Genomic DNA, 26,545 nt, shown 5'->3' with positions numbered 1-26,545 from the left:
GGATGTGTTCGATTACATCCGGTTTTACAACCATCATCGCCGCCATTCGACGCTGGGGTATCTGACCCCGGCGGAATTCGAGCTGCGTAATTCAGCACTCAGTGCTTAACCCGGTGTCCGTTGAGGCCGGGCCAGACCAGGTCGCGCTCAAGTACCAGGCAGTAGTCCGCCTCTAATTGGCTCTCGAGGGCAACGGTAATACCATTTTTCCTACTCGGAAACAGGGCGGTTCGTCGCCCTCGTGTGCCCTGATGGATTTTCCTGACGCCATGGACCAGCATGGCTGTATTTGGTGTTTTGAGGAAAGCGGCTTCGGCTTGTGCGGCAATGGAAGAAGCGGTTTTCATACGGCATGTTCTCGATTTTCTAAACCGAAGGCGTGCAGCCACCCCTTCGATATCACGACCGAATTCTGAAATCTCCGGAAACAGGCATAAAAACGCCCCTCATCAGTGAAAACTCATGATCCGGAGAACTAACAAGGAGGTAAGAGGCTTGACGCGAGAGAGGTCGGTGGCGATACTGATTTTGCGCACAGAGTCGCCAGACTCTCACGGGGCAAGCCGCAAGGTTTGTCCCGTTTTACATTTGTGCCTCCGCTTTTCGTGGACTGTCCGGACTATTCTTTTGGGCGAATGAAGTTCCTGCGCGTTCGCGCATTAATCTCAGGAATCCCGTGAGCAATTTCGCTTCATCAGTGGGTAAACCGGGCAGGCATGTGCGAAGCTCTCTGAACAAATAAAACACCTCTTCAGAGCAATCAACGGGCAGTACGTAGCGCCGCTGAGACGCCTCGACAATATCCTGCAATTCATTGATCTGCGATTCAGTGAGCTGAAGCGCCAGACTTAGACGCGAGACAAATTCTGCGGTGGGCGGGCCTTTAACTCCGGCTTCAAGTGCCGACAGGTAACTTTGTTCGTAGCCAACCAGAGCCGCCAGTTCAGACTGGCGTAGCCCACTACAAGATCTGAGCTGTTGGAGATGGCGCGAAAATGGGTTCACGAGAGGTGACCAGATCGAGTAGTTAAACCTCGAAAAGCCTACTGCGAAAAATATGAGAAGTCAACTCTAAGCTATTGATGTGCAATGGTAATATAAAAAATGTATGTGCATCTTAAAGGCAAAATTCCGCCGACGGAAATGGCATAAAAATCTCGGGTTATATCGAGAGCACTTGCGGAGTTGATGAAGAGTTATGTGTCGTTTCAATGAACGTTTATGTGTCGTAAATGCAGACTTATCTGTCGCCTGACGGCGCACAGTTCAGCCAGATGAACGCCAGCCGGTTCTTGTTCCTCATATAGAACGATCGTACAATTTGCGCTTTCCCCTTTAGCGCCCGGCTGGCATGCAGCGCAAGATCATTCACATCGATTGCGATTGTTTTTACGCATCTGTCGAAATGCGCGACAACCCGGCGCTGCGCGATGTGCCGCTGGCAATTGGCGGCGCGGCGGACAAGCGCGGGGTGGTGTCGACCTGCAATTACCCGGCGCGCAAATTTGGCATTCATTCGGCCATGCCTACCGCCACGGCCATGAAGCGTTGCCCCGATCTGATTCTGCTGCCGCCGCATTTTGACAAGTACCGCGAGGCATCACGGGCGGTGCAGCGCATCTTTGCCGATTACACCGACCGCATTGAGCCGCTGTCGCTGGATGAGGCGTATCTGGATGTCACCGGCTCCACGCACTGCAAAGGCAGCGCCACGCTGATTGCGCAGGAAATCCGCCAGCGCATTGAGGCCGAAGTGGGGATTACCGCCAGCGCGGGCATCGCCGCCAACAAGTTATTGGCCAAGATTGCCAGCGACTGGAACAAACCCAACGGCCAGTTTGTGGTGCGTCCGGATCAGGTGGATGAGTTTATCCAGCCCTTGCCGGTGGCCAAATTGTGGGGCGTGGGCAAGGTCACGGCGGCGCGGATCAACAAAATGGGCGCGATGACCTGTGCTGATCTGCAGACCTGGCCGCTGGAAAAACTGGTGGCAGCGTTCGGCAAATTTGGCGGGTCATTATATAAACAGTGCCGGGGGCTGGATGAGCGGCCGGTACAGCGTGATGGCCGTCGCAAGTCTTTATCGGTGGAATACACCTACAACCAGGATTTGCCTGATCTGGCAGCCTGCATGGCCAAATTGCCCGCGCTGATAGAGGACTTCACTGAGCGCTTTGCCCGGCTGCGCGACGGCGAACCGCCGCACAAGACCTTCGTGAAAATCAAATATCACGACTTCACCCAGACCACGATGGAATGCATCTGCAGCGAACCCCGGGCGGAGATTTTTGAGCAGCTGTTAACCCAGGCGTGGCCACGCGGGCATAAAGCGGTCCGCTTGCTGGGTGTCGGGGTGCGCTTTGCCGATACGCCGTTGGCGGGGCCGGTCAATCTGACTTTGCTCTGATCACGGCCTTGATTTGGCCGCAGCCGGTTGCTGTTGCAATTACAGTACATTTTCTTCAAAAAGATACCACTCGTAAGTCAGACCCCGCCGAAACCAGCGCGCATAAGGGTTTTGCACTATCACCGGGTAATACCACTTTCCTTTTTCTGGCTGGATATTTGTACCTGGCCACAACTTGCGGAGAACACCGATGAAAACAGTGCAGATCACCCTTGCGCTCGCCGCGATGAGCCTGACCGGCGCAGCCATGGCCGACGTTACGCTCTACGGCATCATCACGGGCGACGTGGATACGGGTAATAACGGCAAGCAAGGCACCAGCGTCATTTACCAGGATGTGGGTACGCGGATTGGTTTCAAGGGCACCGATAAATGGGATGGCGGCGCCAAAACCATCTGGGAAGTGGAAAGCGGAGCGCTCACCGGCAGTAGCGGTCAGTGGGGTAGCCGGGAAGCATGGATCGGGGTGCAGGATGACACTTGGGGCACCTTGCGTTCCGGGCGCGGCAAGAGCCGTTACGATCTGATCGTGGAAGAGTTTGATACTTTTGAATCCAACGTCACCATGGCCAGTACATTCGATGACGCCACGTATGTCACTCGCAATACCGGTGCGGTGATGTACACCAGCCCGTCGCTGGGCGGGCTGACGCTGGATGGCGAATACAACTTTGTCAGCGGCGGCAATCACGATTACACAGCCATTGGCGCCGCGCACTTCAAACAGTCTGCGTTTCAACTGTACGGCGCGTATATCTTGCAAAGCCACAAGGTTCGCACCGGTCTGGCGGACGTGACCGACTTTACCGGAACGACATCGGCTGATGGCGACTTGCAGGCGTATATGCTGGGCGGGCAGTGGTATCCCACGGACAGCGCCTTTGTGGGCTTGCTCTACCAGCATGCGACGCAAGACACCACTGACCCGCGCGGCGCTTTCAAACGCGATTCCACCATGTTGATGGCCCAATACAGCGTAGGCGTGTGGACGCCTCGGGCCGGTTGGGTGCATCAGTTTGAAGGCAAATTTGATAATGGCGGCAAGATCAAAACGGCGGATCAGTTCGAGATCGGCACTGACTACAACCTGAGCAAACACTCGATCCTGTACGCGGAAGCGGCGTACATCAACAACAACGATCAGAACGGTTTTGTCACCACTTCCGGCACCACCGGCTGGACGCCAACGCAGCCGGGTAACGGCAAGGTGCTGTCGATCGGCTTGCTGGCGTTCTTCTGATCCGCTCAGTAGTTGGCGTGGCGAGCAGGCGCGATGCCGGTTCGTCACGCGATCAACCCGGCTGCGGCTGCATCCAGCGCTCGGCCTGCAGACGCACCACGTCGCTCATCGCCTGCTCACGTTGCAGTACCTCACGCAACCACTGACTGTCAGCCTGACCACCTTGTACTTCCGCCTGCAGCGCCAGCAATGCGGGTTGGCACTGCAATCGTTCCGCCTGGGGCCGCATTTGCGCCAGCGTCTGGGCGATATCGGCACCAAGTTCGCTGTGCACGCCGGTATACGGGTTAATGAAGTTCCCCTGCGCGCCAAAGCGGCAGGCCTGAAAGCGGTTGTAGGCGTATAGCTCGTAGACGTCGGGCGAGGGTTGCTGCGGTCGCTCCGTCAGATAATAACGAGCCAGACATTGCGCAAAGGCCGCCAACGCTGCGGCTTTTTCCACGGTAAGCGGGGTGTCGCAAATGCGTAGTTCCACCGTGCCGTAGCCCGGTTTGGGGCGGATATCCCAGTAAAAGTCTTTCATGCTGCCAATCACGCCAAAGCTTTTCATGCGCTCAAAAAACGCCGTGAATTCAGCCCAGCTTTGCACAAACGGCATATGCCCGGATAACGGAAAAGCGTTGATGGCGTTCAGCCGCGAGGTATGAAACGCGGTGTCTTCGCCTTGCGAGAATGGCGATGCGCCGGACAACACAATGAATTGCGGGATATGCCGCGACAACATATGCAGCAGATACACCGCGTCGTCGCCATTGGGGCAACCCAGATGCACATGCTGGCCGAACACCACAAACTGCTTGGCCAGATAGCCGTACAACTCGGACAACTGATGAAACCGTGGCATATCAAAGATGCGCTGCTCGCTCCACTGGTGAAACGCGTGCGTACCGCCGCCAGCCACCGCCAAATTGAGCTTGCCGCACTGGCGGGCGATCTCGTCGCGGATGCCGCGCAGTTCTTGTACCAGCTCGTCGTGGCGGGTGTGGATCGAGGAATTAATCTCGATCATGCTCTCGGCAATTTCGGGTTTGACGGTGTCCTTGTAAGGCGTTCTGGCCAGCAAACGCAGCAAATCCGGCGCGCCGCGGGTCAGGTTGTAGTCGCGGGTGTTAAGCACTTGCAACTCCAGTTCCACGCCCATGGATAACTGCGGGGAACTCTGGAAATCCATTTCATCCATCGATACGAGGCCTTGTCGAGTTGAGTCGCAGGGTGGATGTGTCCAGCCCTCCCCCTTCCCGGGTTTGGCTGGCATCCATGTCACTCGGTTCCGTTTATCCCGCTCAACGGGTTTCGCGTGCCAGCCGCAATGCCAGGAGTGTGACTACCGGACCAACCAGCTCCAGCAGCGCCACTGATCCCAGCACAATGCCGCGCAAGGTCATGCCGAATTCCGGATACAGCCGGGCCATATCTTCGGCCAGCACCAGCGCTGTGCCCGATACCGGTAACAGCACCAGTCCCAACCAGGCAGATTTACGCAGCCCGAGGCCACTGAACGGGCTAATCAACATGGTGCCAAGAAATTTGCCAGCAAAGCGCGCCACGGTGAAAGCCAAAGCCGCCCAGCCACCGGCCATTAACGCGGGCCAGGACAAACTGGCGCCGGCAATCACAAACAGCACAGCCAGGAACAGATAGCCGTAACGGCCAATATCCACGGCAGCGACGCGGCGATCGCGGTCCATGTTCTTGATAAACACACCCAGCACCAGCAAGGTAATCAACACAGAAAAACGCAAAACTGAGGCGAAGCCCACGGCCGCCAACACCATGCCGATCAAAATCGCCAATTGGCCGTCGCCGGTTTTGCTGGTCAGTCCCACCAGAAACAAGGTGCTGCGCGCCATCAGAAAGCCCAGCAAAATGGACCCGGCTACCAGCCACAACGGGTGCAGGATCGCCAGCTTGAGCGACGCGCCTTGATCCAGATGCAGCATGACCAGCAACATGGCCACGGTGATGAACGCGATGACGCCATTGGCGGCGATCAGGTTCATGGCTCGATCAGTCACCTGGCCTTCGGCATGTTCATCGCGGGCAATCATCCAGAACACAGCGGGCGAGGTGGAAATTCCGATCGCCGCCGCCATGCCCGAAACCAGCGGCGACAAGCCCAGATACAGCAGAGTGCCGAAAGCGAGCGCAAAGCCAAGCACACTTTCGGTGACGCAGCTGACTGCAAGCCAGCGATCTTGCCGCCACCATTTGAAGTCCAGCCGCTGACCGAACTCAAACAGCACCACGCCCAGCGCAATATCGAGCAAGGGCCGCAACTTGAGCAGCGTGGCGCTGTCGATCAAACCCAGGCCACTTTGGCCCAGCAATATACCCACCAGGGTGAACCCGGTAATGCGCGGCAAGAACTTCAGCCGCTGAACTGCGCCGCCGCCAATATATGCGACGACCAGCAAAATGCCGAAAAGAGCGACTACATTGAATTCAAAGGGAAAGGATGGCAGAAAATCCAGATCAAGCATGCCAGGCTCCACAAGTGATTTGCAGTTCGGGGCGCGGTATCCGCAGCAACCGGCCAGGCCGGGTAACGGCGGGTGCCAGCGCAATGACGCAAGGTGAACTGACTGGACTAAGGGTTGCCGCAGATACAAAGCACAAGCACTGTGCACCGGCGGCCAGAATAACGATGCTGATTGAAAATGCGTGCACTGCACGCATGCGACGAGGGTGTCCAGGTGATATGGTCTGATCCTCGTGTTCTACGATTAAACTACAAAACGATCAGAAAAGCCTCTGCCAATTCGTTACCGGCCGGAGGCCAACAGCAAGTCAGAACAGCCGGAAGCTTGTCGGGGCGGGACTTTGCGGCGCGTGGTTGCGCCATTGAAAAACTCCACACCAAGGCATACAGGCCGGAGCACTGCCCATGTTGAAGTTCTTCCCGCAATCGTTGGGATTCTGGTCGGCAACGCTGTTCCTGATTACCGTGCTGCTGCTGGGCGGCACCTCGGTGAACGCTCTGTGGATGATGGAACATCTGGGCCAGCAAAGCCGCAGCACCTCGCAAAGTGCGGCCACGCTGACCGAGCAGGCGCAGCGATTGCAAGAGCGCTCGCTGGCCATGGAACGCAGTGCGCGCCAGTTCCTGATCCTGAACGATCCGTCATTTCGCGACCGTTATATGGATGCCTGGAAAGAGGCACAAACCGCGTTACGTGCCATCAAGGTGGCTTCCGGCTCGCAGGCGCCAGTGTTTAACGAGTGGCTGGAAACCGCAGAAACTGCGGGTTCCGTGCTGGCCCGCTCTTTCGACGAAGCCCAACTGCAGCAGCACTATCTGTTTGCGCAGCTGGAGCATCTGCGCGAACTCAATGACGAGATCGTGCAGGACACGCGCAATGGCATCGCCAGTCGTAACGACTCATTCTTGCAGGAACTGGACCGCCAGCGCACCTTGCTGCTGTGGCAACTGATCACCGTAGGCGCCATCGCATTGCTGCTGATCATTGCGTGGAATCTCGGCTTTGCCCGACCACTGCGCCGGGTGGCGGCCGCCATTCATCAGCTGGGCGAGAACCGGCTGGCCGATCCGGTAGTCATTGGCGGGCCGGGCGATTTACGGCAACTGGGCGTGCAACTGGACTGGTTGCGGCGGCGCTTGTTATCTTCAGATGAAGAAAAAACCCGCGTGCTGCAGCATGTTTCGCACGAACTCAAAACGCCGCTCGCTGCATTACGCGAAGGTGTCGCCTTGCTGGACGAGGGTATCATCGGCCCGCTGGAACCACGCCAGCGCGAGATCACCGGCATCCTGCAGCAGAACGTATTAACGCTGCAGACCCGCATTGAAGATTTGCTGCGTTACCAGACCATTGCCTGGCAGGCGCGCCGACTTACTCGTGCCAGTACCGATGTGCGCACGGTGATTGAATCCGCCGTAGAAAACCAGAAACTGCAGTGGCAAGCACGCAATCTGCAAGTCACGGTGGCTGGCCCCAATGCGGTGATTACGGCCGATGCAGAAAAACTGGGTATGGTGGTCGGTAACTTGTTATCCAACGCCATCCGCTTCAGCCCGGAAAACGGCACGGTGGCTCTGTCTTGCATGCAGGCTGATGGCACCACGCTGATTGAATGCGCCGACGAAGGGCCTGGCGTGCCCATTGCAGAAATACCCCGGATTTTCGACCCGTTTTATCGCGGCGGCGGGCAGCCGCCATCGGCCACTCCTGGTCACGGCATTGGTTTATCCATTGTGCGTGAGCTGGTAGAGGCCCATGGCGGCGCGGTTGAATTACTCGCAACCGGCCCCGGCGCCCGTTTCAGGATTACGTTGCCCGATGATCATCATTAAGTCCTCCCGCTTTACCCCACTGTTGTTGTGCAGCGCACTGCTGGCCGGTTGCGCTGGCGGCTGGGGCATCCGCAAGCCGATTCCGGCTCCGGTTGCCTCTGCCCCGGCGGTGACGCCCACGCCAGCCCCGGCACCACCGCCTGACCCGATTCGCACCAGCACCGAGTTCTATCTGCAAACGCGCGCGCTGCCGCCAGCAGAACTGACCCGTCGCGCCGCAGAACTGGCCAATGGCTTGCAGACCCCGGAAACCTCGTTGAAACAAGCCATTTTGTTATCGCATACCCGTAACCCCAATGACCTGACCCGGGCGCTGGCGCTGGTCGACAACATGACGCGCACCGACAACGCGTTGCGACCGCTGGCGCAATTGCTGAGCCAGCAATGGAACGATCGCCGCAAACTGGAAGACCAACTGGATAAGCAAACCACCGCCGGCAAAGATGCCCAGCGCCGTGCCGACCAGCTTAAAACGCAGCTGGACGCGCTCAAGAACATTGAGAAAGACATGGCCGACAAAGCTTCCGCCCCGGCGCGCAAGGAATGAACAAGCCCATGGAAAAAGCCCACCTGCTGTTTGTTGACGACGACGCAGACATGTTGCGGCTGATGGCACTACGGCTGGATGCCGCAGGTTATCGCGCCACCACAGTGGCCTCGGCCGAGCAGGCTTTGGCGCAAATCGCCGTGGAATGTCCGCAACTGGTGATCAGTGACGTACGTTTGCCTGGCCAGGATGGCATGGCGCTGTTTGAAGAAATTCGCCAACGCCACCCTGGCTTGCCGGTCATCCTGCTAACCGCACACGGCACGATCCCCGATGCGGTCGAGGCCATGCAGCGCGGCGTGTTCTGCTATCTGACCAAACCGTTCGACGCCCACGTGTTGCTGGATAAAGTGGCGCAAGCGTTGAACCTGAGTTCAACCGGCGGTGGCTCGCCACAGCAAAACGACCAGAACTGGCGCAGTGGTTTGATCAGCCGCAGCCAGATCATGGAAGAGTTGCTGGGCGAAGCGCGGCTGGTGGCCGCCAGCGATGCCAGCGTGCTGATCCAGGGTGAAAGCGGCAGCGGCAAAGAGGTGCTGGCTCGCGCGCTGCATCGTGCCAGCCCACGCGGACGCGGCCCGTTTGTGGCAGTCAACTGCGGCGCCATCCCGGAACAACTGCTGGAGTCCGAACTGTTTGGCCATATCAAAGGCGCCTTTACCGGCGCGCTGGCCAACCATCGCGGGCTGTTCCAGACCGCCAATGGCGGCACCCTGCTGCTGGATGAAATTGGCGATATGCCACAGCCTTTGCAGGTCAAACTGCTGCGCGTGTTGCAGGAAAAAGCCGTGCGCCCGGTTGGCGCCAATGAGGCAGTGGCCGTGGACGTGCGCATTATCTCCGCCACGCACCGCGATCTGGATGCCGCCATCGCCCAGGGCCAATTCCGCGAGGATTTGTACTACCGGCTCAATGTGGTGTCGCTGACCCTGCCGCCGCTGTCGGCGCGGCGCGAAGACATCCCGCTGCTGGCCACGCATTTTCTGGGCCAGGTGGCAGCGCGTTACAGCAAGGCCGTTTCCGGCTATGCGCCCGACGCCATGGAGGCGCTGGTTTGCGCCGCCTGGCCGGGCAATGTGCGCCAGTTGTACAACGTGGTGGAGCAAGTGTGTGCACTCGCCACGGCTTCGATCATCCCGCTCACGCTGGTCCAGCGGGCCTTGCGGCTACCGGCGCAGGGCATTCTGAATTACAACGATGCCAAAATCCGCTTTGAGCGGGACTATCTCACTCAACTCTTGAAAGTGGCGGATGGCAACGTTACCGACGCCGCCCGCATCGCCGGGCGTAACCGCACCGAGTTCTATCGACTGCTGCAAAAACACGGGCTGAATCCGGGATTATTTCGCCAGTCCGGCGAGGGTGTCGCCTGACAGCGACAGCGCCGAAAGGCCGTGAATATGACCATTTCTGCCCTGCATTTCATAAGCGTCGCCAAATGGCGACGTTTTTTCATTTTTATACTGGCCCAATTACACCAAAATCCATGACATCAAACGCAACACATTGAAAAACAATAAGTATTTAAAGATGGCACGCCACTTGCATTAGTAGCCTTACCTCCAGATTGAGGTTGTCTTTTAAACATCCAGATTTCACATTGGAAAGGAGCTTACCGATGCAAATCCGAAAACTCATGCTTAATCTCGCACTGATTGCCGGCACTGTCATGCTCGGGTCTGTGGCTTATGCCGCAGGCACTTCCACCTCAACCACTGGCGCAGACCCGACTCCGGCGAGCGCTCCGCAAAGTTTGACGAAGTAAGCTTTATCTCCCGTGACCGACTGACCCCGAGCTGGCCTGTTGCAATAGCAGGTCAGCCCGGGTCTGACATCGGCGCTACCCCCCCCCAGCGCTGACGTAACGCCCACCCCTTGATGGGGTGGGCCTCTTTTTGTCCACGATCATGACAGTGTGCTGCGTGTAAACTGAGCGGCATGCCAGCGGTAACCCTCTTTCTTCTTGCTGATGATCCATCCATTACCGATGTCGCGCTGTCCGCCCTGCCCTGGTCGGACGATGCCGTCGCACGGATGAGTCAGATCGCCAACGTCCAACGCCGGCGCCAGTTCATGCTGGGCCGCTGCTTGCTAGCTCAGGCCGCTGGCGAACTCAGTGGCGTCGCGCTGACAGTCAACAACATCCTGGAACGGGCGCAGGCGAGCCCGATAATCGACCGCCAACCCGATCTGGCAGTATCGCTATCGCACACCGGCCCATGGCTGGGGCTGGCATTGGCGCAAAACACCCGCCTCGGACTGGATCTGGAACTGGGCCGCCCGCGCAACGTACTGGCGCTGGCGCGGCATGCTTATGCGGCAGCTGATCTGGCGTGGGTGGAACAGGCCAGCGCGACCGAACAAGCAGAACGCTTCTATCTCTTATGGACGCTGCGCGAGGCGGGTTTCAAGGGTGGTCTGCGTGAACATGTCTACGGTGAACCAGCCGCGCTGCCATTGCTGGACGACGCTTGTGCGGCGAGCGGGGTCGTTGAGCCGAATCTGTATTGGGCTGTGGTCGCGGCACACCCCATCAATGTGACCATTCGCCCTTTGGTGCTGCAGTTATGAATGCGCACGACGTCATCGTTTATCCCACAGCCAGCAGCTTGCAGCCGTTCCACTCCAGCCAGTTGCGCTACCGCCAGGCCTCGGCTGGCGATGCGACGGTATTGGCCCAATTGATCTACGCCGCTGGTGAAGCCGAGTTTGCCTATTTTCTGGGCGCTGATAGCCAGACGTGCATCGCATTTTTACAAGAAGCGCTGGAAGAACCGCTGGGCCATTTCTCCTGGCATCACCACCAGGTCGCCACGCTGGCGGACCAGCCAGTCGCGGTGATGAGCATTCAGGACGGGCGCGGTAGTTTGCTCAATGGACCCTACCTGGCCGCGCAACTCACCCGCCATTTTGGCTGGCGGCAGACTGGCGCCATCCTGCGTCGTGGCCTGGTGCTGCAACGGGAAATCCCCTCACCCGCCCGCGACCAAACCTTGATCGCCCACTGCGCGACAGTGCCGGAAATGCGCGGGCTCGGCGTGTTCTCGGCGTTATTCAGCCACGCCATGACCTGCGGACAACTCCCGGCACGTAAAGGTCAGGACATCATTCTGGATGTACTGGCGAGCAATACCCAAGCGTTTGCGCTGTATCGCCGGCTGGGGTTTGTACAGATGTCCACGCATCCGTTTGTGGCAGCCGGTGTGCCGGAGCATTTGTTTGCCAAGCGGATGCGGTTTCGGGCTACGCCTCGGAGTTGTTGAGTTCATGACGTTTACCGGGAACTTGTTGCCTGGATCCGGTGGGGCCATACCAGGCAAAGTCAGGAACGGTGGCCAATCGAGGCATTGCAACCCCGGATTCTCGCTTCGCTTCATCCGGGCTACATGCTGCAAAAGCCTGGTTGTTAGTGCCTTCGGCACGGCTTGGTTTTGATACCCGGGGTGCCGGGAGCACGTTTCTTTTTCTTGCGTCGCCAAGAAAAAGAAACCAAAAAGAAGGCGACCCCAAGCCGTCGCCCGGTCTGCGACCGGATACCCTGCGCTATGCAAGATTGCCCCGGCAGGTGCCCAGCTAGCCCGTAAACGGGCGTCGAACAGTGGGGCCCCGAAACCCCGGGCCAATCGTGCTTCGCTTGGCGACTTCAGGGGAGGAAAAACAAATCCTCTGTTGGCCGCCGATTACGATTCAATTCCTCGCCCACCATTTGTCCACCACCATTTCGTCATTCCCGGCCTAGGCGGCCCCCTTGACGGTAATCCGATGGGGCCGCCGGGGCTGTCATGGTGAACGTAGCAGCTGGATTCCCGCCTTCGCGGGAATGACGAGCTGGTTGGTATGTCAGAGGCACCCACTATTGCTGTTGCTGTTGCTGTTGCTGTTGCTGTTGCTGTTGTTGTTGTTGTTGTTGTCGTTGTTGTTGTTGTTGTTGTTGTTGTTGTTGTTGTTGTTGTTGTTGCTGTTGCTATTGCTGTTGCAACTGACCCAAGCATTCCACCCAGCAAACCACGCCGACCGAGAGTCGGAGACCCAGGCTCCGACCGACCGAGGGAACGACGGAGTCGCGCAAAAACACCAGGCAGACAGTCTGTTCGTTTCGGCTTTTGACCGTGGGCCCCGTCAGGTGCTTGCACCCGGGTCGCCTTTTGCTATCCCGCTCTGCGGGACTTTGGGACACCTTTCTTTGGCGACGCAAAGAAAGGTGTTGTGCTCCCGGGCACCCCCGGGTATCAAACGCCTTTCACATCCGTGCCGAAGGCACTAACCACACAAGCTTTCGATTTCCAAGTTACCGCCAAGCTAACAGAGGCCACGCACCTGCAGCCTCTTCCCGGGAATACCCCGTCACTTCCCCGCCACCTTCCCCTTCGCCATCAAAGCCAACTGCTCCGGCACAAACTCCTGCTCAATCGCCACCTTGAGCAAAGTCGGCGGCAACAAACCCTGGTCAACAATAAAGTCGTTGAACGCCTGCAAACTAAACCCCTTACCCAACGCCAGTTGGGTTTGCGTCAGCAGGCTGCGCAGTTGGGTGTAGCCGTAGTAATAAGCCGTCGCCTGCGCCGGGCTGGAAAAAGCATAGCGATCGATTTCCGATTGGGCAGTGGGTTCGGACATCAAAACGTCGTCCATCAACATCTGCTTGGCGCGCGCGGGGGTGATGCGACCGGTGTTGACCATGGGGTCGAGGAAAGCTCGGGCCACGCGCAGCAGGCGCGACTGCAACGAGATCAACTGCCCATCCAGCGGCATGTAGGGTTCGATCATGGCTTCGCAATACACCGCCCAGCCTTCCACGTTGGCACTGTTTTCGGCAAAGATGGCGCGGGCGATGGAAGTGCCTTTTTCCACCATCGAATCAAACTGCAACTCGTGCCCGGGGCGGGCTTCGTGGGCGGTTAGCGTCCAGGATGCGGCCTGATGGGTGTCGTCATCCATTTTGGCGTCAGACTGCGCATGCGGGTTGGTCACCGTAATCACAAATTCGCCATATTCGCCGGTATTGCCAATCAAGCGGGGCGGATTCATGAACGGCGAGCCGACACTGGCCGATTCAGCATCGGTCGCCAGCCTGATGTGGGCTTCGCGTGCTGGCAACGTCACCAGATGCTCACGACGGATGATGGCTTCAATCTGTTTCAGACGGCTTTCGTAGTGCGGCAGCATGTCGGCCGGGGCAATCTGCTGCTTTTTGAGCATGCGGATCACATCGCGGTAATCACTCGAAGGCAGGTGCTGTTCAGCGGCTATGCGCCCGGCCACGGCGTTCATCTGGCCCAGCACTTCCTGGTAATCCGCCCCGGCGCGCTGGATCAGTTCATCCGGGCCAATCGGCACGCCAACCTGCTTGAGCTCGTCGGCGTAGATGGCCGGCGGTTGTCGCGCCTCGGTACGGGCACGCGGCAACACCGCCTGGCGCGCCCACTCGGTATAGGCGTGCAGTTGTTGTTCTAGCGCGGCGTAGGGTTGCTCCCAACCCTTGACCTTGGCGTTGGTGAAGTCTTCGCGGATGCCTTTAAGCATCGCGTCGGTGTTTTCCAGTTGCTGCTTGATGTCTTCAATATATGGTCCGGTCAGACCACGCCGTTTGAGATCATCCTCAGTGCGTTCGCGCGCCAGGTCCGCCAGCGGGCGATAACCCGGCTCCAGCCCGGCATAACGATTGAGGCGGACCAGCGCTTTGGCTTGGCGTTCTGGCTTGTTGCGCGGTTCCAGCACCGCATCCAGCCCGTAGTAAACCACCTGTGCCACATTAATGAACTGCAACAGATTCTGCCGTTGCAGCAACTGTGTTTGCTCGTCGTCTTTGACCGCGCCGATCAGGATATCCAGATCCTCGCGCACTTTCGGGTCGGTTTCGACCGTCCGCTCGGCCTTGAGTTTAAGCAGCAATTTGTCGGAATCCGCCTTGCGCCGCTCGTACAGATGCGGACCCAGATCGGCCACCGCAGTATCGAACTCTTCCTGGCCATTGGCCGATGCTTGCTCCGGCGAATAACGCGCCTGGGCTTGCAACACGGGCTGTGCCAGCTCGTTACTGCGCACGACCCAGGCGGGCTGGTTAGCAACACTGAACGGGGTAACAAACATAAGCGCGAGCAATCCCGCACGAGGCCTTGTGAGCATCGACGATCTCTCTTTGGAAAGTGGTTGGGTAAGCCAGATCAAGCGCGGCACCGGGTAGGGCCAGTCGCTATGACAACGGCAAGCTGAAGACGGTAAAGCGGCGGCGGCAAGAGCGTCAACAGCGGCCGTGTTTCAAGTGCGTACAAGCTGCAGTCGGCCAAACCGGCAGAGTCAGGCCTTGCTCACTGGCATGGGCAACGGCAGTGTCGCCGTACGTTTGACCGGGTCCAGCGCCACGCTGGACTTCACGCTGCGCACGCCCGGCAGCCCGGTGAGCTTGTGCATGACAAAGCGCGACAAGGCGGGAAGATCGGGCACGATCACGCGCAGCAGGTAATCCGCATCGCCGGTAATGCCGTGGCCTTCCAGCACCTCGGGCATGGCTTGCACGGCGGCGGCAAATTCACGGATCGCCGCTTCGCCATGGCGCTCCAGAATCACGCTGACAAACGCCTGCACCGACAAGCCCAGCAGTTCGGGATCAAGCGCCACACGGTAACCGCGAATTACCCCGGTTTCTTCCATGCGCTGGATGCGTCGGCCAATTTGCGATGGCGACAACGGCACTTGCTGCGACAGGCTCTGATGCGAAGCGCGTGCGTCACGCTGCAACTCGGCCAGAATCAGGTAATCGAACTTGTCCAGCATATCCGTGCAGACTCCATGCAGATCACGCTCAATGATTGCACGAATCCTGCATTTTCTCAGCAATATCGGGCCGACTCTGCGCCAACTGCGCACCCTACCCGACTTAGACTGTATGCATAGATGCACATGCCTCGCAGGAGCCGCTCATGGACAACACCGAAGAATTCGTCGCCCCCGACGTGACCATGCGTAAAAACGCCGGGCTCACGCACGCGGCCGACTACACCATGCGCCAGCCGCTGGAACGCTACACCGAAGAAGACCACGCCACTTGGGCCAAGCTGTATGCCCGTCAGCTTGCGCTGCTGCCTTGCCGCGCCTGTGATGAGTTCATGGACGGCATCCAACAGTTGGAGGTTGATCCGTTACGCATCCCCGACTTCAAACAACTCAATCAACACCTGATGCAGGCGACCGGCTGGCAGTTGGTGGCAGTGCACGGCCTGATTCCGGGCGATATTTTCTTTGAACACCTGGCTAACCGGCGCTTTCCGGTGACCTGGTGGATTCGCGAACCGCAGAATCTGGATTACCTGCAAGAACCGGACATCTTCCATGACCTGTTTGGCCACGTGCCATTGCTGATGAACCCGGTGTTTGCCGATTACGTGCAGGCCTATGGCAAGGGCGGCGTGAAGGCCCAGGCGCTGGGCTCGCTGGATATGCTGGCGCGGCTGTACTGGTTTACCGTGGAGTTTGGCCTGATCAACACCCCCGCCGGTTTACGCATTTATGGCGCGGGGATATTGTCGAGTGGCTCCGAGTCTATGTACGCGCTGGAGAGCGACAGCCCCAACCGGTTGGGGTTCGATCTGCTGCGGATCATGAAAACGCGGTATCGCTATGATTCGTTTCAGAAAACCTACTTTGTGATCGATAATTTTGAGCAGTTGTTCAAAGCGACCGAGCCGGATTTCACGCCGTATTACGAAGAGATCGCCAACAAAGACGAGATCCCGGCTGGGGATGTGCTGGATGGGGATTTGGTGATTCATCGGGGGACGGGTGAGGGGTGGGCGTTGACGGAGGATGCGTGATTGGGTGTTGGGTGGGAGCAACCCACCATGCTGGGATGGCTACGGCTTCAAAAGCTTTTTTTGTTAGTGCCTTCGGCACGGGTTTTAAAGGCATTCGATACCCCGGGGTGCCGGGGAGCACGTTTCTCTCTTTTGCGTCGCCAAAAGAAAGAAACCAAAGAAAACGCGACCCCGCTGCCGCAAGGGGGCCCGAAGTCAAAAGCCAAAGCAAACCGTTTGTTGGCCAGGATTCTTTGCGCGGCTCTGTCGTTCCCTCGGTCGGTCGGAACCTGGGTCTACGACTCTCGGTCGGCGTGGTTTGCGGCATAACATTAGCAACAGCAACAGCAACAGCAACAGCAACAGCAACAGCAACAGCAACAGCAACAGCAACAGCAACAGCAACAGCAACAGCAACAGCAACAGCAACAGCAACAACTTAGCGCATACCAATTACACCGTCATTCCCGCGAAGGCGGGAATCCAGCGGCTACGTTCACTATGGCAGCCTAGGCGACCCGACAGGATTCCCGTCAAGGGGACCGCCGAGGTTGGGACTGACGAAATGGTGGCGGGCAAAAGCAGGCAAGAGTTGAATCGCAATCGCTGGCCAACAGACGGGGTGCGTTTCCTCCCCTGATAGGCGCCAAGCGAAGCACGATTGGCCCGGGGTTTCGGGTGACGCTTGTCCGACGCCCGTTTACGGGCTAGTTCGTCACCCGCCGGGGCAATCTTGCATAGCGCAGGGTACCCGGTTGCAAACCGGGCGACGGCTCGGGGTCGCTTTTCTTTGGGACACCTTTCTTTGGCGACGCAAAGAAAGGTGTCGTGCTCCCGGTCACCACCGGGGTATCTAATGCCTTTAACGCCGTGCCGCAGGCACTAATACACTTAGGTATTACAAGGAGCCCACATCACCATGACCAAACAACTCACCCCCGACGAACGCACCACGGCCCTGCAATCCCTGCCCGACTGGCAAACCGTCGCCAACCGCGACGCCATCACCCGCAAGTTCAACTTCAAAGACTTCAACGCCGCCTTTGGCTTCATGAGCCGGGTCGCCCTCAAAGCCGAGCAGATGAACCACCACCCGGAGTGGTTCAATGTCTACAACCGCGTAGAAGTCACCCTCACCACGCACGATGCCAACGGCTTGTCGGCACTGGATGTGGAAATGGCCCGGTTCATGGATAGCCTGGTTTAATCCAAAACCTCGCTGCCCGGGTACCGCGCCGGGCTACGACGGTGCCACGCCAGCATCTGCGGTGATACTCACCACCTGCACCTGTACTTTGTGCTCGCGCCGGTCATCCACCAACTGCAGCGCGTCGCCCTCTTGTCGCACGCCATCCAGCATCAGTACGGCAGAGTCGCCGCGTAGCACGCTGATGCGGTAGGTGGTCTCGCCAAAGCGGTAGTCCATATCAAAACCCGGCCAACCGTCTGGCAAGCAGGGCACCAGCCGCAAGGTATCGCCCTCGCGGCGCAGGCCAAGCAACGACTCCACTACCAGCCGGTACATCCAACCGGCCGAGCCGGTGTACCAGGTCCAGCCACCGCGCCCGGTATGTGGCGCCACGCCGTAGACATCGGCAGCGGCAACATACGGTTCGACCTTGTATTTCGCCACCTCCGCCGCATTGCGTGCGTGGTTTACCGGGTTGATCAGGCCCATCAACTCCCAAGCGCGTTTGGCGTCGCCCAGGTGGGCAAACGCCATGGTCGCCCAGACTGCGGCGTGGGTGTACTGGCCGCCGTTTTCGCGCACGCCTGGCACGTAGCCTTTGATATAGCCCGGTTCCAGCGTGCCTTTGTCGAATGGTGGTTCCAGCAACTGGATCAGCTTGTCTTCGCGGCGGACCAGGTTTTCGTCTAGCGACTGCATAGCCCGCTGCGCCCGCTCGCTGCCGGCCGCGCCCGACAGGACCGACCAGCTTTGCGCGATCGAATCGATGCGGCATTCATCGTTGGTGACCGTGCCCAGCAGCGTGCCGTCGTCAAACCAGGCGCGGCGATACCAGTTGCCGTCCCAGGCATGCGTTTCCAGCGAGCGCTGCAGTTGTTCCGCCTCATTGGCGCAACGTTCGGCAAAGCCGATATCGCCATGCCGCCGCGCTAGCGCGCCGTATTGATTGAGCACTTCGTACAAGAAAAAGCCCAGCCAGACGCTCTCGCCCACGCCTTTGTCACCGACCAGATTCATGCCGTCGTTCCAGTCGCCCGATCCCATCAATGGCAGATCATGCGGGCCAAAGCGCAAGCCGTGCAGAACGGCCCGAACGCCATGTTGGTACAAGGTTTCGTGCAGATCGCTCACGCCCGGCTGGTCGTACCAGGATTCTTCGTCGGGATTCAGCAAACGGCCTTGCAGATAGGGAGCTTTTTCATCGAGCACGCCGATATCACCGGTCACCTCGATATACCGGCACAGCGCCATGGGCAACCACAGATAGTCATCCGAACAGCGCGTGCGCACGCCCGCACCGGTGGGTGGATGCCACCAGTGCTGCACATCGCCTTCGGCAAACTGGCGGCTGGCGCACAGGATCAGATGCTCGCGCATGCGCTGCGGTTCAGCATGCACCAGCGCCATGGTGTCCTGAATCTGGTCACGGAATCCATAGGCGCCGCCGGACTGGTAATACCCGCTACGGCCCCACAAGCGGCATGCAAGTACCTGATAAACCAGCCAGCCATTGGCCAGCAAATTGATGGCCGGATCTGGCGTTTGCACTTGCACCGCGCCCAACGTGTGGCGCCAGTATTCGTGCACTGCATCCAGGGTATCGGCGGCCACAGTGGCACCACGCAAGCGCTGAACCAGCTCGGTGGCCTCGTTCAGATCGCGCCCCGCGCCCAGGCGGAAGGTGATTTCGCGCTCCTGACCATCCACCAGCCCGAAAGGGACCTGGATCGCGCCGCAAGGGTCCAGCGCTGCACCGACCTTGCCCGACAACCGGATGCGTTCCAGCGCAGCAGGACGAGCATGCGAGCCATTGCGTCCAATAAATTCACGCCGGTCGCAGGTCACCTCGCGCAGCGGGTCATCCACATCAAAGAAAGCGACCTGGGTACCCGAACTACTGCTGTAGCTGTTGCGGGCCAGCAGCGCTCCGTTATCGGCGGCGATTTCGGTCACTACATAGGGTGCGGTTTTTGGGCGCAGATCGCCCAGCACCCATTCCACGTAACCGGTGGCCGAGAGTTTGCGGGTGCGGCCAGATACATTGCTCACCCGCAACCTGGAGAACTTGACCGGGGCATTGAGCGCCACAAAGATCGTCAATTCGCTGCGGATGCCGTTTTCTTCATGCTCGAACACGCTGTAGCCAAAGCCATGGCGGGTGATGTATTCACCGGTACCGCGGCACGGCAATGGCGCGGGCGACCAGACCTTGCCGGTTTCTTCATCCCGCAGGTAGAACGCTTCGCCGCCGGTGTCCTGGACCGGGTCGTTATACCAGGGCGTTAACCGGAATTCATGGGCGTTGCCACGCCAGGTATAAGCCGAGCCGCTTTCCGAGATCACCGTGCCGAAATCGGCATTGGCCAGAATATTGCACCATGGCGCGGGCGTGCGCTGGTTGCCATTGGTGACAATCACATACTCACGCCCGTCTGCGGCAAAGCCACCGGTGCCGTTAAAAATGGCCAGATCGCTGGTGCCGCGCCGCGACGGGGTTTGCCCGGCGCTGTCGCTACTAACCGGGCCTGCCAGCAAGGCCGGAGGTGTGGCCAGCAAGGCGCCACGGCGGGTTACTTGATCCTGCAAACTGCCGCGACTATCGGTGATGATGATGCGCGCCACCGATTGCAACAGCGTACGGTCTTCGGGCGACATTTGCTCCCCATTGCGCACAAACACGCCGCCCGGGCGATCGGCAATATTGGCTTCGATCCCGGCAGAGATCAGCCCCATGATCTGTTCCTGCAATTGCTGGCGATAACCGGCGTGGTCTTCGTTCAGAATCACCAGATCCACGGCCAGCCCTTTCAGCCGCCAGTAAGCGTGAGCCTGCACCAGTTGCCGCACCAGTTCGATACGGCCCGGATCAGCAATGCGCAACAGCACGATCGGCAGATCGCCGGAGATGGCATAACCCCACAACCCGGACTGGCCGCGCCGGTTGTTCATCAACACGGTGACTTCGGCACGTTGCGCTGCATTGGCGTACAGCACGGCACCGGCCATGCGCCCATACAACTGGCCGTCGGCTTCATTGGCGTTGATTTGCCGCAGCAGCACCAGGTTATGGGTCCACGCCAGTTCAAACACCCGGTCAGCCAGGCGGCGATCCCGGTATTTTTCGATCAGGCCCAAGGCGCCTTCGCGGGTATCGGACATCCCCAACACCAGATCCAGCGTGACGGTGGCTTCGGGCTCCAGCGTAATGTGGTGTCGCACCGAGACAATCGGGTCCAGCACGGCGCCTTGGGTATTGGATAGATTGCCGGTCGCCGTCAGCGCAGTCGGGGCCGCCAAGGTGTTACCGCGCCCGATAAAGCGCGAGCGATCGGTTTCGCAAGAGAACTGATCGACATCCGCGCCATGCACTGCCATCAAATGCAGTAAAAATGGCCGCGGTTCGTGTTGTTCGCGCGGGCGGCGGCTGCACAGAATGGCTTGTTGTTCGGGCAGGATTTCGCTTTCCACAAACAACTTGCTGAAAGCCGGATGCGCGTTGTCTGCATTGGCCGGGGCGATCACTACTTCGGCGTAGCTGGTCACTTCCAGCACGCGTTTGCGACGCGAACGGTTGGTGATGCGCATGCGCCGCAGTTCAATATCGTCTTCCGGCGAAACCACGATTTCGCTATGCACATCGTAGCGTTGATCGTGGCGATGAAATTCAGCGTGGGCTTCGGAGAAAATCGCTTTGAAGTGTTCGCCCAGCATGCCGCATGGGCGGGCTGTGGCCGACCAGAACAAGCCACTTTCCAGATCACGCAGATAGCAAAACACGCCCAGTTGATCGAAGGTCGGGTCTTCCTGCCAGCGGGTGACCGCCATGCCTTTCCAGCGGCTGTAGCCACTCCCGGCGTTGTTGACCATGACGTGGTAACGGCTGTTGGACAACAGCTGCACCTCCGGCATCGGCGTGTCGGGCCGGTCGTATTCGCGAATCGACGCTTCTCCAGTTTCGGCCGAAACCGTGCTGTTGGCAAACTGGCCGGCGCGGGCATACACCGCTATGGTTTTCGGCACGCGTTCTTGCAACAGCAGCATGGTGGCCTGGCATTGCGCATCGGCCGCAAAGCGCCGCAGCATGGGTTGACCCAGCAGCGCATATGACAATGACAGAAAACTCATGCCCTGGTGATGCGCCATAAACGAGCGCACCAGCGCGCTACGCTGACCGCGCGGCAAACGCGAGGCGGTGTAATCAATGGCTTCGTAATAGCCAAATGCACCTTCCGCGCCCATCGCCGACAGCTTTTGCAGGTTCTGGCAGGCCGCTTGTGGTGCCACCATCAGCGCCATCACGGTGGCATATGGCGCGATCACCAAATCGTCGACGAGCCCGCGTTTGAGCCCCAAACCAGGCACGCCAAACGCGCGATATTGATAATTGAGGTGGGCATCGGTGGTGTTGTAGCCGGATTCAGAAATCCCCCACGGCACGCCACACTGTTTGCCGTATTCAATCTGCGCCCGCACGGCCGCACGGCACGTGGTATCGAGCAGCGTTTCCGGATACCCAGGCATGACCAGCATCGGCATCAGATACTCGAACATCGAGCCGCTCCACGACACCATCACCGGCTGGTTATCCACCAGCGTTAACAGGCGCCCGAGTGCGAACCAGCTTTCTTGCGGCAACTGCCCCTGGGCAATCGCCACAAAGTTGCATAAGCGATTTTCCGAGGTCAGCAAATCGTAGCGACCGCTATCGCGGCGGTTATCATCCACGTTGTAACCCACCGCCAGCAAATGCACGGACGGATCGTACAAAAAGCCGTAATCCATTTGCGCCAGACCCAGTGCCTGGACCGCCAGCGCATTCATCAACGCCAGTCGATCCCGCGCCTGGCGACTGGCTTCAATGACTTGAGCGGCCAATGGTGTCGCCATGCCCCACTCGTCCACCGCCAATGCGCCAAAGCCCGGAATATCGCGGAGCAATGGCATGGTTGCCAGCAGCGGCACTGCGGCAATTTCCGCGTCACTCCAGGTGACCCATGGCATCAGCGATTTGATGTCGTTCAGCGTGCTGAAACACTGCCGTTGCAACGAAGCCGCCGCGCGTTGCAGGTCTACAGTCTCCGGGACATCCGCAATCAGCGAGCACAACTGATCCGTCTGGCCGGTCAGCGCGGCGATGACCTTGTACACCGCAGCAGGACTGGATGGCGGAGTGACCAGCGCACTGGCGATCACGCCTTGCATGGACGTCAACACAGCCGGTGGATCGCCCTCCCAATGGATGGTGACCAGCCCCAGGCCATCGCTCAAGCCACGCCACAAGCGTGGATGCACTACCGGTTCGTCGGGCAGCGCCAGCAACCCTTGACGCAGGGTCAGCAAGTGTCCGGCCAGATTGCCACTATCGACAGTGGAAACGTAACGCGGTGCCAGTGGTTGCATGGTGCGGGTGTCGTACCAGTTGTACAGATGGCCGCGATAGCGTTCCAGCGTCAACATGGCGTTAAGCGTATTGGTGGTGCGTTCCAGCAACGAACCGCACGGCAAATAGCCAAAGTCGTAGGCGGTGAGATTGGCCAGCAGCGCCAGCCCGATATTGGTGGGCGACGTCCGGTGGGCGATGATGCCGGTCGGTACTTCCTGGAAGTTATCCGGCGGCAGCCAATGCTCGCCCGCCACCACAAAGGTCTCGAAGAACAACCAGGTTTTGCGGGCAGTCCGGTGCAGCAGGCGCGTTTGTTCGGCATCCAGTTCGGTGGCGAATGGCTGCGGCGGCTGGCTGATCCACCAGGCCAGCAACGGTGAAACCAGCCACAAACCGGCCAGCAAGGCGGCAAACAACAGCCAGCTGACGTCAATAATGGGCGCGCTGACGGCGATGACAATGGCCAGCGCCGGCCCCATCCACATGGCACGGGCAAAGGTCACCAGATCATATTTAGCCGCATTGCTGACGCTTTCAGCGGTGGACCATTCCAGTAAATGCTTGCGCGAGACATGCACCCGCCACAGGGTACGCACCACGGCGGTGGTGTTCACGGCGGCTTCATGCGGCAAGGTGGCCAAGCGCAGCGCCAGTTGGGTGGCTTGAGTCCAGATCAGATGGCTATTGGTAAACAGATGCTGGCGCCAGGTAATCTCGCCGGGTTTGCGAATCAGATCAATCAACGCGGAGAGGACCGCCGGAGCCCACAACACCAGCAGCACCGTACCTAGCCAGATGCGTGGCAACGGCAAAACCGTGGCACCCAATCCGATCAGCACCAGCAAAGCCAGCGGCACCAGGCTGCGGCGCAGATTATCCAGCAGCTTCCAGCGCGACAAACTGGTTAGCGGGTTCTTGCTGCGTACGCCGTCGGCCTGACGAACTCTGGGCCACAGCCAACTGGCCAGCTGCCAGTCGCCGCGAATCCAGCGACTGCGCCGACGCATGTCACTCAGGTAACTGGAAGGGGATGATTCATACAGCGCCACATCGCTCAGCAGGCCGGACCTGGCGTAGCAGCCTTCCAGCAAATCGTGGCTGAGAATGCGGTTTTCCGGAAAACGTCCGGCCAGCGATTGCTCGAAGGTGGCAACGTCGTAGATGCCTTTACCAATAAACGAGCCTTCACCAAACAGATCTTGATACACGTCCGAAACCGTGCGGGTATACGGGTCAATGCCCGGTTCGCTACCGCTCAGGCGGGCATAACGGCTGGGGCCATTGGCGGGTAGGCTTTCGGCCACGCGCGGCTGCAAAATGCCGTAGCCCTCGACCACGCGCTGGCGTTTTTCGTCAAAGCGCGGGTGATTGAGCGGGTGCGCCATGGTGCCGATGAACTGGCGGGCGGCGTCACGTGGCAATTGGGTATCGGTATCCAGCGTAATGACATATTTGACGTTGGACAGCACGCCGGTATGGCCGACCACCAACGAGAATTCGTCCGCTTTGCCTTCCAGCAACAAGGCGTTGAGCGCCGCCAGCTTGCCGCGTTTGCGCTCGTAACCCATCCACGCACCTTCGCTGGCATTCCAGCGGCGCGGGCGGTGAAACAGAAAGAACGTGTCACCGCGCTGGTTGGGATACTGGCTGTTGAGATCATTGATATGCGCGGTCGCCAGCGCCAGCAAGGCGGCGTCTTCGGGCAGGGTCTCGCTGGCGGCATCGGTGAAGTCGGTCAGCAAGGCAAAATGCAAATTGGGATCACGATTACCCAGAAAGCGCACTTCCAGATCATCAACCAGCGACTGCACGCCAGCGGCGCTGCCAAGCATGGCGGGCACGACGACCAGCGTGCGCAATTCCGGCGGAATACCTTTGCTGTAATCCAGGCGCGGCAAAAAGCGCGGGATCGCAATATTGGTTGCCAGCAAATTAACCAGCGCCACCGCCAACTGGCTCAAGCTGGCCAGTAGCGCGCCGCCGAGCAACGCCAGCATCCACCAGTTATGCACTCCAGCGGAGTGTGCCCGCAGCAGCATGGCGCCGGTCAACGCCCAGGTAATGAGCGTGATCGGCCCGACGTACCGGCTAACCGGCGCGCGCAGGAACCAGCGCTTAAATTGCAGGCCCAGCGACAAACGCGCCTGGCAATCGCGTTCCAGTTGATACAGCCCGCGCCCGGTCAGGTAAAAGCCGACGTGCGCGTGGCGATCTACATGGATGGGCGAATCAATCATCGGCCCATCGCTGGTGGCCGCTGCAGCCAGACCAATGGCGCGACGGGCGACGGCACTTTCCGGCATGCGGGCGCGCCGCGCGGTGCGCTCTATGGTGTGGCGGTAATCGTCACGGGTGGCGAAATCCATGTGGCCATACATGCCCGCCGGATCATTGAGCAAGGTCTGCTCAACCACGCTCAAGGTTTCGACAAACTCGCGCCAGTTGGTGGCGCCCAGCAAGCGCAGGCTGGAAATACTGTTGCTGATCGAAAGTTGATTGGCGGCTTGTTGGCGGTTCTCGGCCAGCACCATTTGTTCAATGGTCTGGCCTTGTTCAGCCAGCAGTTGTTCCATCCAGGTCAGCGGTAAAGCCAGCGCCGCGCCCTGGCCTTGCAGCCGCCGCGCCAGTTCGGCCACAAAAGTCGGCCCCATTGGCGGATCTGAACGGGCCATGTCGGCGATCAGCAAAATCAGACTTTTGGGGTCTTCTTCGGCGGCGTTGATCATCTTGCCGGCCCAGTCGTCGGCCAGATTGCGGTCGGCGCTGCCGGTAGCAATGCTGGCACTGACCCGGCGCAGATTTTCGATCAGCGCCAGCCGCAGCATGATCGGAATCGCCCACAACTCGCCCAGGGTTAACTCAGAAGCCTGTTGATACGCGGCCACGTAACGGCTCAAGCTTTCCGGGTCCCAGCGACCATCGCCGTGGGCAATGGCTTCCAGCGCAATCTCGTACACCCGCGGTTGCCCGGCCGATTCACCACCCGCCAGTCGCGGCAAGCCCCGACCATAGCCCTTGGGGAAGTGGCGTTTGGCCGTACGGATTTGCTCTTCGATCAGGTAGAAGTTATCCAGCAACCACTCACCCGCCGGGGTTAACCGGCTGGTATTGGTGGTGGTGGTGAGAATGCGGCACGCATCAATCAGAATGGCTTCGTTCTCGGCCAGACGGGCCAGCAATTTATCGGCCGGGTAACCTTCGCCAATTTTGTGCGATGCGCCAAGCGTTCTGCCGTGGCGCTCCATCTGGTCGGCGCTGAACAACTCGGCCCGCAATGGCGCCTCGGTGGCAGCGTAGTCGCGCAGGCTGTCTTCGTCGTAGCGCGGAGAAGATTTGCCCAGAATTTTGCCAGACTGGCGGAAAACAGAGTGACCGGTGAGTGCCAAGATGCATGCCTCCTTGCTGATACGCCAACATGCACTGGCAAGCCTCACCGGTGTTGGCAAGCGATTCAGAAGCTGAACACCGCACGCAGCGCACAAAACCAGACCGGCATGGCCACAAAGCTGTGGCTTGCCGGTTAGCGAAAACTGCTTTCGTGCCGCGTTGCGGTTGTGATTTATGAGTACTAAGACTGGTACGAACTGTGACTGGCGAGCGGTGAAGCGATGCTCATGGCTCTGGAACAAGCGGGGCGGGGAAAACCTTCAATTTGCCTGGTCTCAGAGGTTGAGCAT

The 26,545-nt window shown here is 59.2% G+C and carries 20 protein-coding genes; 13 read left to right on the top strand and 7 right to left on the bottom strand.

Going from position 1 to position 26,545, the window contains the following annotated elements:
• Positions 1-109, top strand: a 109-nt coding sequence (locus tag P4L78_RS21570) for an IS3 family transposase (protein ID WP_309328651.1), incomplete at its 5' end; no start/stop codon positions are given.
• Here the strand turns inward: P4L78_RS21570 and P4L78_RS21565 are convergent.
• Both P4L78_RS21565 and P4L78_RS21560 read right to left on the bottom strand, forming a co-directional pair.
• Positions 99-347, bottom strand: a complete 249-nt coding sequence (locus tag P4L78_RS21565; RefSeq protein ID WP_309330641.1) for a hypothetical protein — start codon at positions 345-347, stop codon at positions 99-101. The genes P4L78_RS21570 and P4L78_RS21565 overlap by 11 nt on opposite strands.
• Before the next feature lie 235 nt (positions 348-582).
• Positions 583-1,005: a helix-turn-helix transcriptional regulator gene (locus P4L78_RS21560; protein WP_309330639.1), complete on the bottom strand. Its 423-nt coding sequence runs from the start codon at positions 1,003-1,005 to the stop codon at positions 583-585.
• Between the two features lie 346 nt (positions 1,006-1,351).
• On the opposite strand from P4L78_RS21560, the gene dinB reads away from it, so the two are divergent.
• Both dinB and P4L78_RS21550 read left to right on the top strand, forming a co-directional pair.
• The gene (dinB, locus tag P4L78_RS21555; protein ID WP_283147648.1) at positions 1,352-2,407 is read left to right on the top strand and encodes a DNA polymerase IV; all 1,056 of its coding nucleotides are present in this window, start codon (positions 1,352-1,354) and stop codon (positions 2,405-2,407) included.
• A 190-nt stretch (positions 2,408-2,597) separates the two neighbouring features.
• Complete coding sequence (locus P4L78_RS21550; RefSeq protein ID WP_309330636.1) at positions 2,598-3,647, top strand: porin; 1,050 nt, start codon at positions 2,598-2,600, stop codon at positions 3,645-3,647.
• Positions 3,648-3,699: 52 nt separating this feature from the next.
• Here P4L78_RS21550 and P4L78_RS21545 read toward each other — a convergent pair whose 3' ends face one another.
• Together P4L78_RS21545 and P4L78_RS21540 are read right to left on the bottom strand one after the other, a co-directional pair.
• The gene (locus tag P4L78_RS21545) at positions 3,700-4,827 is read right to left on the bottom strand and encodes a YbdK family carboxylate-amine ligase (RefSeq protein WP_309330634.1); all 1,128 of its coding nucleotides are present in this window, start codon (positions 4,825-4,827) and stop codon (positions 3,700-3,702) included.
• A 103-nt stretch (positions 4,828-4,930) separates the two neighbouring features.
• The gene (locus P4L78_RS21540) at positions 4,931-6,127 is read right to left on the bottom strand and encodes a cation:proton antiporter (RefSeq protein ID WP_283147645.1); all 1,197 of its coding nucleotides are present in this window, start codon (positions 6,125-6,127) and stop codon (positions 4,931-4,933) included.
• Positions 6,128-6,531: 404 nt separating this feature from the next.
• Between P4L78_RS21540 and P4L78_RS21535 the strand changes: the two genes are divergently transcribed.
• The 7 genes from P4L78_RS21535 to P4L78_RS21505 all read left to right on the top strand — a co-directional run bounded on the left by P4L78_RS21535 (position 6,532) and on the right by P4L78_RS21505 (position 12,613).
• Positions 6,532-7,959: an ATP-binding protein gene (locus tag P4L78_RS21535; RefSeq protein ID WP_309330631.1), complete on the top strand. Its 1,428-nt coding sequence runs from the start codon at positions 6,532-6,534 to the stop codon at positions 7,957-7,959.
• On the top strand, positions 7,946-8,506 hold the full coding sequence (locus P4L78_RS21530) for a hypothetical protein (protein ID WP_283147643.1): 561 nt from the start codon (positions 7,946-7,948) through the stop codon (positions 8,504-8,506). Before P4L78_RS21535 ends, P4L78_RS21530 begins: the two co-directional genes overlap by 14 nt.
• A gap of 8 nt (positions 8,507-8,514) precedes the next feature.
• Positions 8,515-9,879 carry a sigma 54-interacting transcriptional regulator gene (locus tag P4L78_RS21525; protein WP_283147642.1) on the top strand — a complete coding sequence of 455 codons (1,365 nt, stop codon included), beginning with the start codon at positions 8,515-8,517 and terminating at the stop codon, positions 9,877-9,879.
• Between the two features lie 245 nt (positions 9,880-10,124).
• The gene (locus P4L78_RS21520) at positions 10,125-10,271 is read left to right on the top strand and encodes a hypothetical protein (RefSeq protein ID WP_283147641.1); all 147 of its coding nucleotides are present in this window, start codon (positions 10,125-10,127) and stop codon (positions 10,269-10,271) included.
• 173 nt (positions 10,272-10,444) lie between these two features.
• A complete protein-coding gene (locus P4L78_RS21515; protein ID WP_309330628.1) occupies positions 10,445-11,077 on the top strand; it encodes a 4'-phosphopantetheinyl transferase superfamily protein in 633 nt (210 codons plus the stop codon).
• Positions 11,074-11,769: an N-acetyltransferase gene (locus P4L78_RS21510; RefSeq protein ID WP_283147639.1), complete on the top strand. Its 696-nt coding sequence runs from the start codon at positions 11,074-11,076 to the stop codon at positions 11,767-11,769. Before P4L78_RS21515 ends, P4L78_RS21510 begins: the two co-directional genes overlap by 4 nt.
• A 574-nt stretch (positions 11,770-12,343) precedes the next feature.
• Entirely contained in the window at positions 12,344-12,613 is a 270-nt protein-coding gene (locus P4L78_RS21505) for a hypothetical protein (RefSeq protein ID WP_309330626.1), read from the top strand.
• A 237-nt stretch (positions 12,614-12,850) separates the two neighbouring features.
• On the opposite strand, the gene P4L78_RS21500 is transcribed toward P4L78_RS21505, so the two are convergent.
• Both P4L78_RS21500 and P4L78_RS21495 read right to left on the bottom strand, forming a co-directional pair.
• Positions 12,851-14,596 (bottom strand): DUF885 domain-containing protein, encoded by a 1,746-nt coding sequence (locus P4L78_RS21500; protein WP_309330624.1) that lies wholly within the window; start codon positions 14,594-14,596, stop codon positions 12,851-12,853.
• A gap of 207 nt (positions 14,597-14,803) precedes the next feature.
• The gene (locus tag P4L78_RS21495) at positions 14,804-15,280 is read right to left on the bottom strand and encodes an Lrp/AsnC family transcriptional regulator (RefSeq protein ID WP_283147637.1); all 477 of its coding nucleotides are present in this window, start codon (positions 15,278-15,280) and stop codon (positions 14,804-14,806) included.
• 146 nt (positions 15,281-15,426) lie between these two features.
• Between P4L78_RS21495 and phhA the strand changes: the two genes are divergently transcribed.
• The 3 genes from phhA (at position 15,427) to P4L78_RS21480 (ending at position 17,503) form a co-directional block, all read left to right on the top strand.
• Complete coding sequence (phhA, locus tag P4L78_RS21490) at positions 15,427-16,317, top strand: phenylalanine 4-monooxygenase (RefSeq protein ID WP_309330622.1); 891 nt, start codon at positions 15,427-15,429, stop codon at positions 16,315-16,317.
• 35 nt (positions 16,318-16,352) lie between these two features.
• Positions 16,353-16,739: a hypothetical protein gene (locus tag P4L78_RS21485; protein ID WP_309330620.1), complete on the top strand. Its 387-nt coding sequence runs from the start codon at positions 16,353-16,355 to the stop codon at positions 16,737-16,739.
• A 476-nt stretch (positions 16,740-17,215) separates the two neighbouring features.
• Complete coding sequence (locus P4L78_RS21480; RefSeq protein WP_309330618.1) at positions 17,216-17,503, top strand: 4a-hydroxytetrahydrobiopterin dehydratase; 288 nt, start codon at positions 17,216-17,218, stop codon at positions 17,501-17,503.
• A 33-nt stretch (positions 17,504-17,536) separates the two neighbouring features.
• Here the strand turns inward: P4L78_RS21480 and P4L78_RS21475 are convergent, their stop codons facing one another.
• Complete coding sequence (locus P4L78_RS21475; protein WP_309330616.1) at positions 17,537-26,254, bottom strand: GH36-type glycosyl hydrolase domain-containing protein; 8,718 nt, start codon at positions 26,252-26,254, stop codon at positions 17,537-17,539.
• Positions 26,255-26,545: the final 291 nt, after the last annotated feature.

The organism is Silvimonas sp., assembly GCF_031291215.1.
GTDB classification, from domain to species: domain Bacteria; phylum Pseudomonadota; class Gammaproteobacteria; order Burkholderiales; family Chitinibacteraceae; genus Silvimonas; species Silvimonas soli.
The sequence above is the reverse complement of the archived record's forward strand: the minus strand, read 5'-3'. Positions and strand labels throughout refer to the sequence as shown.